Raw genomic sequence first — 10,757 nt, 5'->3', positions numbered from 1 at the left:
GGAATCGGGAATCGGGAATCGGGAATCGGGAATCGGGAATCGGGAATCGGGAATCGGGAATCGGGAATCGGGAATCGGGAATCGGGAATCGGGAATCGGGAATCGGGAATCGGGAATCGGGAATCGGCACCATAGGCAATAGGCAAAGCGTTTATCATAGCTATGAGGTACACATTATTTTTTCCCTCTTCCCTCTTCCGACTTTACTCTTTCCTGCTCCCTGCTCCCTGCTCCCTGCTCCCTAAAACCCAGAGATTTGTACCTCATGAGTAGAATACTTGCTATAGTTGACTAAAACAGCTTTTGCTGCTTGTATCAATATCAAACCGTTTATGTATAGCGCTATATAAAATGCCTGGCAGGCATTTAAAAAGCCACACCCAGGCGATTACGGCTTGGGTGCAACTATTGTTTCAAGACCGGACATGATCAAGATTTCCCGACTCCCGATTCCCGACTCCGGACTCCCAACTCCCGATTTCCCGATTCCCGACTCTATGGGATTGACCTTTGGTCACGCTTCGCGAACGCGATCGCATCCATAATCTGTATCCCGATTTTCCGATTCCCGATTCCCGATTCCCGATTCCCGACTCCCGACTCCCGTATAAACAAGAATTAACTCATTTGACACCCCACCCTTTTCCCATTACTCTTGTTGCGGAGCAGAGATTACACCATGCTAATTTCGAGTGTGACGTTGGGTAATAAAAGAATGAGTACCAATAAAGAAAAGATCAAGATCCTAGATCTAGAAACCAGACCAAGCAAAGAAACCGACCTCCTACAGTTGTTGTCACTAGACGACCTCAAAGGGGTATGTGGAGGTGTCGGGTTTGTAGTGATTATTGTTGATGATATTGCAGGCATTTAGTGGCAAGTAGGAGCCGTGGTGGGTTTTGGGGGTTGGGGTTGCCTTTTTTGTTCCTATGATAATCAGGATGGCTAACAAAACATTATAGTTATGTCAAAAGTCTTTTTTATCGGCGGTGGGCGGTCGATTGGCAGCAATAAATTGACCGGAAACCCTGGCTACTTCACCGGTCCCCGGCACCGACCTCTTTTTCTGCGGGAGACTTGTTTGACAAATTTGATTCCGTAAGAGCAACCCCAGCGGTAGAGCTTGCTACCTAAGTGGCACTTAGTTGGGGTTTTCTGTTTAAAGACTGACAAAATTTTGAGTTGAATAAGATGTGCCATTAAGTGGCACATGCTTAACTAAAAAAATAAATTTCACTTCCTTAAAACTCAAAAAATTATTAACTCTAAAAAATGCTTAAGTAGGCAAAAAAATGTGAAAAAAGCATTGACTTCTCTTCCTCTGAGATTTTACTCTTGTCAAAGAGAACAGATTACACTAAGCTGATTGGGAGTGAAAAGCAATAGCATGAAAGAAAAGATCAAGATCCTAGATCTAGAAACAAGACCAAGCCAAGAAACCGACCTCCAAAAGTTGTCGTCCGACGAGCTCAATCGGGTGATAGGGGGGTGCATATATTTGCATGGAAAGCATATTTTGTGCACTTGTTATGAGGCATGGTGTTGATCCTAGGAAGGGGGTAGGTGAGCTTTTCCCTGATTAAATTAGCAAAACATCGACCAAAGCGTCAAAAGTCTTTTTTATCGGCGATGGGCGGTCGATTAGCAGCAATAAACTGACGGGAAACCCTTGCTAATTCTGGGTCTTCGGTTACCCCGCACTGCACCGACCTCTTTTTTTGATGAGACTTTTTTGACAAATTTGATTCCTTCTGAGAAACCCCAGCGGTAGAGCCTGCTACAAAGGGTGGCACCTAGTTGGGGTTTTCTGTTTAAAGAGGGGAATCGGGAATCGGGAATCGGGAATCGGGAGTCATTGGAAACTGACAGAATCGGGAAGCGAAAATATTGATAACGGGCAAGATGCCCATTCCACAAATATTGATCACGGGCAAGATGCCCATTCTACACTATTAAAATCATCCCCCATTTATACAACACAAGAATTCTCCCCATATCCCCATATCCCCATCTCCCCATCTCCCGACTCCCGATTCCCGATTCCCGACTCCCGTATAAAGCACCTATTAATTGTTACCTACTCTGAATCTATTAAATAGAATAATAGATGAAATTATTTATTGCTTAACTTTTGTAAAAATAATGAATCTATTAAATAGAATAATAGATTCAAATATTTATTACTTTACTTAACTGTTTTTAAACTCCTAAAATGCTGTAATACTTTGCTTAAATTTTAAGAAACAAAAAAAAGAAAAAAAGTTATTAAAAATTTTCCATAAAATTATAAAAAAACGTCAAAAAAAACCTTGACTTCTCTTCCTCTGATATTTGACTATTGTTACAGAGCACAGATTACAATAAGCTGATTTGATGTACATGAAATATTTGATCCAGATCAACGATATAGAAACCAGACCAAGCCAAGAAACCGACCTCCTAATAAAGTTGTCATACGAGGAGGAAAAAAAGGTAAAAGGCGGACATTCTGTTGTAGAATTTCCACGATTGAGTTTTCTTGTGAACAGGTCGATTCAGAGTACGTTGCGTGGTGTGCGTCAGGAGTTTTTGCGTAGTATTTTGTAGCAAACGCAAAACATCTTTCTCCGTTATGTCAAAAGTCTTTTTTATCGGCGATGGGCGGTCGATTAGCACGTCTTAATTGACGGGAAACCCTGGCTACGACCGGGTCTTCTACCTGGCACGCCACCGACCTCTTGCCCTTGTAAGACTTTTTTGAAAAATGTGATTCCTTCTGAGAAACCCCAGCTAGGAACCTACTACAAAGCGTGGCACCTAGTTGGGGTTTTCTGTTTAAAGACGGGAGTGGGGAATCGGGAATCGGGAATCGGGAGTCATTGGAAACTGACAGAATCGGGAAGGGAAAATCTTGATAACGGGCAAGATGCCCATTCCACAAAAATATTGATAACGGGCAAGATGCCCATTCCACACAATTAAAATCATCCCCTATTTATACAAAACAAAAATTATCCCCATCTCCCTATCTCCCTATCTCCTCACACTCCCGATTCCCGACTCCCGATTCCCGATTCCCCGATTGTTACCTACTCTGACTCTAGAGTACCCCTTAGTTGGCTAATTGTGAAGGCTTATTTAATCTTTGTAACCCTTACATTATCAGGCTTTGATTTGAATAAGATGTGCCATTAAGTGGCACCTGCTAAAAAAAACTATTAACTAGAAAAAAAATGTAAAAAAAGCCTTGACATGTTTTCCTATCTAATTTACAATTAACCTTATTTAAATTGACTTAAAACTCAAAAACTATTAACTAGAAAAAAAATGTAAAAAAAGCCTTGACTTCTCTTCCTCTGATATTTTACTCTCGTTAAAGAGCACAGATTACACTAAGCTGATGAGTGAGTGTACATGGAAGAAAAGATAAAGATCCTAGATCTAGAAACCAGACCAAGCCTAGAAACCGACCTCCTACTACTGTCATACGAGGAGGAAAAAAAGGTAAAAGGCGGACGTTTTTCGTTTTTCTTTATAGGAAGGGCGAGTTGCAGGGTGTGCAAGCCAGAGAACATAGACGGCTAGCATAGCAATACATCGACCTTATGTCCAAAGTCTTTTTTATCAGTGGTGGGCGGTCGATTGGCACGGCTTAATTGACCTGAAATCCTGGCTAATTCACCGGTCTCGGTTACCTGGCACGCCGCCGAAAAATGAGACTTTTTTGACAACGAAAACCCCAGCTACAAGCTGGCTACAAAGCGTGGCACCTAGTTGGGGTTTTCTGTTTAAAAACGGGAGTGGGGAATCGGGAATCGGGAATCGGGAATCGAGAGTCATCGGAGACTGACAGAAGAGAGGTATAGAGTTTTTCAACAGTAATGAGGTACATTCAACTTATACCAAAAATAAAAAGTCATGACATACATACAGATTGCGAAAGCCAATGTATATGGTCATGTTTTTATTGTAAGTATGACGCTACTTTTGAAAACTGGTATTAGTTACCCCACCAGGAACGGGCAAGATGCCCATTCTACTTGAGAATGAAAATATTGATAACGGGCAAGATGCCCATTCCACGCCTGATGCCCATGACCCTTGATAAAGAATAATAAAATTCTCCCCATCTCCCCATCTCCCCTCCTCCCTACTCCCCATCCCCCCACCTCCCCACCTCCCCATCTCCCCATCTCCCCATCTCCCCATCTCCCCAACTCCCGAAACCTCAAAGCCGTGTTCTAGGACGCCCCAAAGTTGTAATATAAACAACCGCTTCATCAACAGGAATACCCAAAACTTCATTGACCTGGTCATCAAAGAAGCCACCAATACCACTTACTCCTAAACCCAGGTAAATAGCTGCTAGATTCAGCCGCTGTCCTAGATGACCAGCATCCATGTGCAAGTAACGGTAAGCGCGATCGCCTAATCGAGCCACTGCTTTTTGTAAGTCTGCGGTGTGGAACACCACTGCTCTGGCATCTCGACCCAAATCTTGCCCTAAACAGAGAAAATGCAATTCCTTCCGGAAGTTTTTAAAGCGAATTTGCCGCAATTCTTGAGCGTTAGGGGCGTAATAATAGCAGCCTTCTTCTAGGTCATTTACTCCAGATACTGCTATAAATGTTTCAATTAAACTTAAATCAAAATAATCGGGTGTTCCATCTAACCCTTGCTCAATGTAATGCTGAGGTTGGTAGGTAAAATCTAGAAGAGCTTTTAGCTCATCCAAGGTCAGATTAGCTGCACTATAAGCTCGGGTAGAGCGTCGTTTTAGAATAGTATCTAAACAGGCTTTCGGAGCATTACCTGACTTGGTTAACTCCCCCCAATCTATGGGGTTTGTAGCCGTTGAAACTTTATCACAAAACGGAAAGTTGTACTTGTCTTCTAACTGCTGGTCAATTTCTGTACTCTTTACAGTATTATCCTTAGCTTTCCAATCACCACCCTCTTTAATTTCCGTAGCGCGGTGCAAATACCCCAATAATTCCCCATCTGGAATGTCTGGGTAATTAACCTCAGTAGGAGATGGCAACACAGTTGGGGCGATGGGCAAGTTTTGTTCAACTTTAAGCTGATCGGCCAGGGGGATTACTGCGATCGCTCCTTCTTGTTCCAGGTCTAGATAAAGCAGTTCATTAACCTTTTCATCAGCAAACCCACCAATGAGGTGAGGTCGGTAATCACTCAAAGCCCCAGCTAACTCAATGTTACCTAGCAGATGACCAGTGTCTAGAAAAATCCTGCGGTATGCCCGGTCTTCATAGCGCCAGGCAGAGCGATAAAACACCGCTGTAATTACAATAGCCAGTTCCGTACTCTCCAAAACTGGGTGCCAGAAGCAAGCCTCTTGCAGTGCATTCCAAACATCACTCTGCCAAAAATGAACTAGAGAATGGCTCAGACACTGATAGTTGTACAGTCCTGCTGGTAATACGGGAGTACCACGGGAAATCAAATAAACTTCAGCTGGGTATAAGCCACCAGCAGAGGGAGCTGCCCTGAGATAAAGTGGTGGTCCCATTGTCTCCACCCTAGCTGTCAAACCATAACTACACAGTAGTAACTGGGACAGCCGCCACCAAGTTTTACTCGGTTCAGAGGTAAACTGCTCCCGGTCTTGTGAGAAGTATGGTTTTAGGTCAAAGTTAGTCCCAACTTTGTAGTCTTTAAACGGTATCGGCTGCTTCTCCCAGTCTAAGCCCTTATTTTTGGCTGATATGGTTTCTGGAGCATATTTGGTGCGCTCGTGGTAGTGCTGAGCGATTGATACTGGCGGTTGTGACATGTTAGTTGCAACAGAACAGGAAGCTTCGCTTTATATCTTGACAGCATTTTTGTCCTGTTCCCTCTTCTGTCTTCCCTGTTCCCTGTTCCCTGTTCCCTGTTCCCTACCTAAAGGTAAAAAAAATTTTTTATCTTTATTTTAAAATAAATACCTTATATTGTCAAATATTTTTTGTTATCCGTAGTAAATATTTACAAATATTAAAAAAGAATTATAATTAACTGTGTAAGGCGCTACAAAGTTATACCTTTATACAATAATTAAGCATAAATACGCATTGACATTATTGTATAAATTGGTATTGGGCGGCAAAAGCTGACCTATATAATATAGCGCAATGAAAAAGATTGGTGGAGCCGAGTTACTTGAACAATATGCTAGGGGTAGACGAGACTTTAGTGGAGTAGATATCAGTGAAGCTGACCTGTTTGAAGCAAATATACAAGGAATTGACCTGACCAGCAGCAATCTTAAAAAGACTTACCTGCCCTACTCTAATCTAAGTCAAGCCAAGTTGCAGCAAGCTCAACTTCAAGCAGTTCAGTTAAGTGATGCCCAACTCTACCAGACCAATCTCTCTGGGGCGGATCTTCAGAATGCCAATCTGTTCAGAGCAAATCTACGTCGTGCCAATTTACAGGGCGCAAATCTAGCTGGTGCCAATCTCCAAGCAGCAGATTTGAGGGACACTGACCTGAGCCATGCCAATCTCAGCCATGCCAATTTAAGTAATGCTAACCTGAAAAGAGCTATCCTTACTAAGGCACAGTTGAGGGGTTGCAACTTATTTCGAGCCGAAAACGTCGATCTTTGTGATGCCTACTTGGATAGTTCCACGATTTATCCTGATGGCCACAGAGCAGATCTGTCTGAGTGATCAAAAACCTATCCGTTATTCACCAATGACTTTATCACGACGTCACTTCTTTGCCTTAGCCAGTGCTAGCACCGCCAGTGTAATTCTGGCATCCCCGTTGAAAGAGGTTTTTGCCAAGAAGGCCCTTGGTAAATCATTTCGAGCTAAAGGTTTCGGGTCACTTCAGCCAGACCCTAATCAATTATTAGACCTGCCAGCCGGATTTAGCTATAAAGTTTTATCCCGCACCGGTGACACCATGAGTGATAGCAATTTGGTGCCTGGTAGACCCGATGGCATGGGGGCTTTTCCTGCACCGGGAGGCAATACTGTCCTGGTGCGCAATCATGAACTTAGCCCCCATCAACTGGATAAACATGGATTGGTAGCAGTAGAGTATATCAAGTATGACCCCATGTGTCTCGGTGGGACCACAACACTAGTAGTGGGAGCCAATGGTCAACTGGTCAAACAGTACACGTCCCTGGCTGGTACTGAACGAAACTGTAGTGGTGGACCAACCCCTTGGGGTTCATGGATTACTTGTGAAGAAAGCACCGTTACTCCCACCACTTATCCGGTAGATGACCCCAGAAGTGTTTCCATGAAGCACGGCTATAACTTTGAAGTGCCCATTACCGGTCAAGTAGTGCAAGCTGAGCCTCTAGTGGCAATGGGTCGTTTTAACCATGAAGCCGTTGCAGTAGATCCCAATACTGGGATTGTTTATCAGACTGAAGACCGGATGGATGGCCTGTTCTATCGTTTTATTCCCAAGGAACCAGGCAACTTAAAAGCAGGCGGTGTACTAGAGGCATTAAAGATCAAGGAAACATTTCAGAAAATCACGGTTAAAAACTTCCCTGTCGGTAAGCCCATGGCAGTAGAATGGGTTCGGATTGAGGATGTAGACCCCAAAGAAGATACTGTGCGGGTTGAAGGTTTTGCTAAAGGAGCAACCCAATTTACCAGGGGAGAAGGGGCATGGTACGGTAATAATGAAGTTTACTTTACCTGTACTAGTGGTGGTTCTTTAAATCCAGAGACTGGATGGGCCAATGGAGCTGGTCAAGTCTGGCGCTATGTTCCTGGTAGCACTCCCCAAGAGGGTGGCACCATTGAACTGTTTGTTGAGTCCCATGACCGCAGCTTACTAGAACACCCAGATAATGTGACCATTAGTCCTTCTGGAGATCTAATCCTTTGTGAAGATGGTGGTGGTGACCAATTCCTAGTTGGGGTTAATCCTAAAGGTGAGCTTTACCAGTTGGCACGGAATGCGATTAACAACAGTGAGTTTGCTGGTGCTTGCTTCTCACCCAATGGTCGGATCATGTTTGTGAACATTCAAGAGCCTGGTATCACATTCGCAATTAAGGGCCCTTGGGTTTAGAGTTTGTAGGGAACAGGGAGCAGGGAGCAGGGAGTAGGGAGTAGGGAGTAGGGAGTAGGGAGTAGGGAGTAGGTAACAGGGAGTAGGGAGCAGGTAATATGGCATCAAAAATCACTACAATTCATTTAGAATCCCTGTATATTTATTTCTAAGTTGTTGTGTCAAGATGACAACCGTTATTATAAAAATTCTCAGCTTTATTTCATAGTTTTGCTCTCATAAAGATATGAGAGTTTTTTTTGTAATTATAGCGGTTTTAAATTAGGTAAACTACAAATTTTTTGATTTTAGGGAACAGGGAACATAAAAAAATGTTTATCTCATTAGGCGGGAAAACCCTATAATGATTACTCCAATTAAATTGGCTTTTGTCTAACAGATATAAAGGAATTTTGGGATGTTATAGCGATCGCTTAACTGGTTCTCAATTATTTTAAAATCAAGGGAGGTTCAATGTAAACTATTTATGGGCTTGGTGAAATATAGCGTTTCTAGGACTCATGAGGTACACATTAGTTTTTCCCTCTTCCCTCTTCCCTTCCCCTCCTGGGAGGGGTTAGGGGTGGGTTCCTCTTCCCTCTTCCCTGCTCCCTGCTCCCTGCTCCCTGCTCCCTAAAAACCATAAAATTGTACCTCACCAGTCCTAGAATTGCTATAACAACTAAGCCTATTATCTTGTATTACAAAAGTGATCCATTTACCGACAACTGCGGTGAAGTCTATTGATTACCTACCCTACCATAGTCAAAGTTACCGTCAGCTATCAGCTAATGCGCTACTTGAGATGCTACTTGAGGTGCTATCAGCTAATTGTGAGAATTTTGTGCCCTACTCCCTACTCCCTACTCCCTACTCCCTACTCCCTACTCCCTACTCCCTACTCCCTGTTCTCTTCAAAATAACCAATGACTACTACTAACTCTTGGATCACTCGCCCAAAACCCAATCCTAAAGCCCACCTGCGTCTATTTTGCTTTCCTTTTGCTGGTGGTGCTGCTTCTAGCTTTCGCACTTGGCCAGACCAATTGGCACCGGATATCGAAGTCTGCCCAGTGGAACTCCCTGGACGGGGCAAGCGACTGCGGGAACCCCTGGTTACTGGTATATTGCCCCTGATTGAAACCCTAACACCAGCGTTATTGCCCTATCTAGATATCCCCTTCGCCTTTTTTGGTCACAGTCTTGGAACAATAATCAGTTTGGAATTAGCCCGTCAACTCCGCCGCCAGGAAGCCCCGAGTCCTCGACACCTGTTCATTTCCGGTCGCCGCGCTCCTCAAGTACCTGCTCGAAAACGTCCCCTTCATAACTTGCCCAAGTCTGAGTTAATCGAAGAATTGCGTCAATATAATGGCACACCAGAGACTGTGCTAGCAAACCAGGAGCTAATGGAGCTGTTTCTACCGATCCTGCGAGCTGATTTCGGGATTAACGAAACCTATACCTACACTAGCGAACCCCCACTTAATTGTCCGATATCTGTTTTCGGAGGTTTGGAGGATACCGACGCCAACAGTGATGAGCTTGCTGCCTGGGGTGACCTTACCAGTAGCACTTTCACGATACACATGTTTCCTGGTGGCCATTTCTTTATTAATAATAAAAAGGAGTGTAATCAGCTTTTGGAGCTAATCACAAAGTTTGCGATCGCCCATAGGTGATTCGTAAGTATATGCGCTACGCGCACGCTATGCGAACGGCGTTGCTGAATTAAGGAATGAATCCGCGATCATCTGGTTTTATTAAAGCCCCCTAAATCCCCCAACTTTGGGGGACGCAAGAAAGTTTTGTTCCCCCCAGAATTGGGGGGCTAGGGGGGCGCAACCATACCCAGAATCAGCAACGCTATGCGAACAGCTATTGCGCTACGCGCACGCTATGCGAACAGCTATCAGCTATCAGCTATCAGCTAATTCATCCCAGGTTCTAAGCCTGTGCCACGAGTCATGGAATTTTCCCCAGACTTTCAGTTCTGATTAATCTGGAACTATTAGGTGAGACCCGTGGCGAATTTAATTCTTAATGGGTCAAGCGCACCTTTAAATTTTATCGTTCTAGGTTTATTTTAAGCTGAACGCGCACGCGTGAGCTAAAAGCTCACGGCTGACGGCTGACGGCTGAACGCGCACGCGTGCGCGTAGCGCATATGCTTACGCTGATTCCTTAAGTTTTTCCTTGAAATCCCCATCTGGTGTTCCCGTAGCGGAGGCCGTAGGCCACCGCGAGCGGGGAGCACAAGCTTTTGACCAGCTTTTAATAGAGTCCCTTTGCTATATATCGATTAATATTTCGTAATAAAAAAAGTATTGACAAGACTAGTAAAACCTTAATATCGTGTTTGAAGATATTAAGGAGCAGCAGTACAGAGTTGATATAAAGACTCTGTCTGAATAAGTAGGAGCAGATATGACCAAACAATTACCAAGCTATGAGCGGATTTTTGGAGAAATTGACTTCCAAAAAGGAAATGAAGCCCGTTCAGTTTATTCTCCTGCTGCTTATTTAGCCGATTTATTACAACTGTTGGATGGTCAATGACTCACCGTCAAATCCTATCGGATTATGACGGGAGCTTGTGAAAGCTTGTAGTTGACCAGTCTGAGTTCCCGTGCGGCTCGTTCTAGCTAGGAGCCTCCCGAAACGGGAGGGGTATAAGCTAGGGGACTCGCGAGGTAAAATACCTCAAAAAGTTCTAACTGTCCTTCGGATGCAGGTGCAAACCCTGCCCTTTAGGA

18 protein-coding genes are annotated in these 10,757 nt (G+C 44.0%); 10 read left to right on the top strand and 8 right to left on the bottom strand.

Annotated features, from left to right (window positions below; all coding sequences use genetic code 11):
* Positions 1-395 precede the first annotated feature (395 nt).
* From F6J99_RS33840 to F6J99_RS33830, 3 genes are read left to right on the top strand one after another with little or no spacing between them, the layout of a single operon-like run.
* Positions 396-545: a hypothetical protein gene (locus tag F6J99_RS33840; protein WP_293119670.1), complete on the top strand. Its 150-nt coding sequence runs from the start codon at positions 396-398 to the stop codon at positions 543-545.
* A complete protein-coding gene (locus F6J99_RS33835; protein WP_293119668.1) occupies positions 511-708 on the top strand; it encodes a hypothetical protein in 198 nt (65 codons plus the stop codon). Before F6J99_RS33840 ends, F6J99_RS33835 begins: the two co-directional genes overlap by 35 nt.
* A gap of 7 nt (positions 709-715) precedes the next feature.
* Positions 716-874 carry a hypothetical protein gene (locus tag F6J99_RS33830; RefSeq protein WP_293119666.1) on the top strand — a complete coding sequence of 53 codons (159 nt, stop codon included), beginning with the start codon at positions 716-718 and terminating at the stop codon, positions 872-874.
* Between the two features lie 733 nt (positions 875-1,607).
* Here the strand turns inward: F6J99_RS33830 and F6J99_RS33825 are convergent.
* The 7 genes from F6J99_RS33825 to F6J99_RS33795 form a co-directional block, all read right to left on the bottom strand.
* Positions 1,608-1,793: a hypothetical protein gene (locus F6J99_RS33825; protein ID WP_293067217.1), complete on the bottom strand. Its 186-nt coding sequence runs from the start codon at positions 1,791-1,793 to the stop codon at positions 1,608-1,610.
* An 18-nt stretch (positions 1,794-1,811) separates the two neighbouring features.
* The gene (locus F6J99_RS33820; protein WP_293119664.1) at positions 1,812-1,943 is read right to left on the bottom strand and encodes a hypothetical protein; all 132 of its coding nucleotides are present in this window, start codon (positions 1,941-1,943) and stop codon (positions 1,812-1,814) included.
* Positions 1,944-2,614: 671 nt separating this feature from the next.
* A complete protein-coding gene (locus F6J99_RS33815) occupies positions 2,615-2,953 on the bottom strand; it encodes a hypothetical protein (RefSeq protein ID WP_293119662.1) in 339 nt (112 codons plus the stop codon).
* Positions 2,954-3,560: 607 nt separating this feature from the next.
* Positions 3,561-3,710, bottom strand: a complete 150-nt coding sequence (locus F6J99_RS33810; protein ID WP_293119660.1) for a hypothetical protein — start codon at positions 3,708-3,710, stop codon at positions 3,561-3,563.
* A 23-nt stretch (positions 3,711-3,733) separates the two neighbouring features.
* Positions 3,734-3,871, bottom strand: a complete 138-nt coding sequence (locus tag F6J99_RS33805) for a hypothetical protein (protein WP_293119658.1) — start codon at positions 3,869-3,871, stop codon at positions 3,734-3,736.
* A gap of 112 nt (positions 3,872-3,983) precedes the next feature.
* The gene (locus F6J99_RS33800) at positions 3,984-4,196 is read right to left on the bottom strand and encodes a hypothetical protein (protein ID WP_293119656.1); all 213 of its coding nucleotides are present in this window, start codon (positions 4,194-4,196) and stop codon (positions 3,984-3,986) included.
* Positions 4,197-4,207: 11 nt separating this feature from the next.
* On the bottom strand, positions 4,208-5,773 hold the full coding sequence (locus F6J99_RS33795; protein ID WP_293119654.1) for a SagB/ThcOx family dehydrogenase: 1,566 nt from the start codon (positions 5,771-5,773) through the stop codon (positions 4,208-4,210).
* Between F6J99_RS33795 and F6J99_RS33790 the strand changes: the two genes are divergently transcribed.
* The 3 genes from F6J99_RS33790 to F6J99_RS33780 all read left to right on the top strand — a co-directional run bounded on the left by F6J99_RS33790 (position 5,772) and on the right by F6J99_RS33780 (position 8,022).
* Entirely contained in the window at positions 5,772-5,915 is a 144-nt protein-coding gene (locus F6J99_RS33790) for a hypothetical protein (RefSeq protein WP_293119652.1), read from the top strand. The two genes, F6J99_RS33795 and F6J99_RS33790, sit on opposite strands and share 2 nt — an antisense overlap.
* A gap of 195 nt (positions 5,916-6,110) precedes the next feature.
* Complete coding sequence (locus tag F6J99_RS33785; protein WP_070391062.1) at positions 6,111-6,650, top strand: pentapeptide repeat-containing protein; 540 nt, start codon at positions 6,111-6,113, stop codon at positions 6,648-6,650.
* 25 nt (positions 6,651-6,675) lie between these two features.
* Positions 6,676-8,022, top strand: a complete 1,347-nt coding sequence (locus tag F6J99_RS33780) for an alkaline phosphatase PhoX (RefSeq protein WP_293119649.1) — start codon at positions 6,676-6,678, stop codon at positions 8,020-8,022.
* On the opposite strand, the gene F6J99_RS33775 is transcribed toward F6J99_RS33780, so the two are convergent.
* Positions 8,003-8,137 (bottom strand): hypothetical protein, encoded by a 135-nt coding sequence (locus F6J99_RS33775; RefSeq protein WP_293119647.1) that lies wholly within the window; start codon positions 8,135-8,137, stop codon positions 8,003-8,005. The two genes, F6J99_RS33780 and F6J99_RS33775, sit on opposite strands and share 20 nt — an antisense overlap.
* Positions 8,138-8,488: 351 nt before the next feature.
* Here F6J99_RS33775 and F6J99_RS33770 point away from each other — a divergent pair, with 351 nt between their 5' ends.
* The 4 genes from F6J99_RS33770 (at position 8,489) to F6J99_RS33755 (ending at position 10,560) form a co-directional block, all read left to right on the top strand.
* Positions 8,489-8,638 carry a hypothetical protein gene (locus F6J99_RS33770; RefSeq protein ID WP_293119645.1) on the top strand — a complete coding sequence of 50 codons (150 nt, stop codon included), beginning with the start codon at positions 8,489-8,491 and terminating at the stop codon, positions 8,636-8,638.
* Between the two features lie 96 nt (positions 8,639-8,734).
* Positions 8,735-8,941 carry a hypothetical protein gene (locus F6J99_RS33765; protein WP_070391064.1) on the top strand — a complete coding sequence of 69 codons (207 nt, stop codon included), beginning with the start codon at positions 8,735-8,737 and terminating at the stop codon, positions 8,939-8,941.
* Positions 8,928-9,683, top strand: a complete 756-nt coding sequence (locus tag F6J99_RS33760) for an alpha/beta fold hydrolase (protein ID WP_293119642.1) — start codon at positions 8,928-8,930, stop codon at positions 9,681-9,683. The genes F6J99_RS33765 and F6J99_RS33760 overlap by 14 nt, the downstream gene beginning before the upstream one ends.
* A 745-nt stretch (positions 9,684-10,428) precedes the next feature.
* Positions 10,429-10,560 (top strand): hypothetical protein, encoded by a 132-nt coding sequence (locus F6J99_RS33755; RefSeq protein ID WP_293119640.1) that lies wholly within the window; start codon positions 10,429-10,431, stop codon positions 10,558-10,560.
* Positions 10,561-10,757: the final 197 nt, after the last annotated feature.

Origin of the sequence: Moorena sp. SIO4G3, from assembly GCF_010692305.1 — a bacterium.
GTDB classification, from domain to species: Bacteria; Cyanobacteriota; Cyanobacteriia; order Cyanobacteriales; family Coleofasciculaceae; genus Moorena; species Moorena producens_A.
Note: the sequence above shows the minus strand (reverse complement) of the source record. Positions and strands in the feature narration are given on the sequence as shown.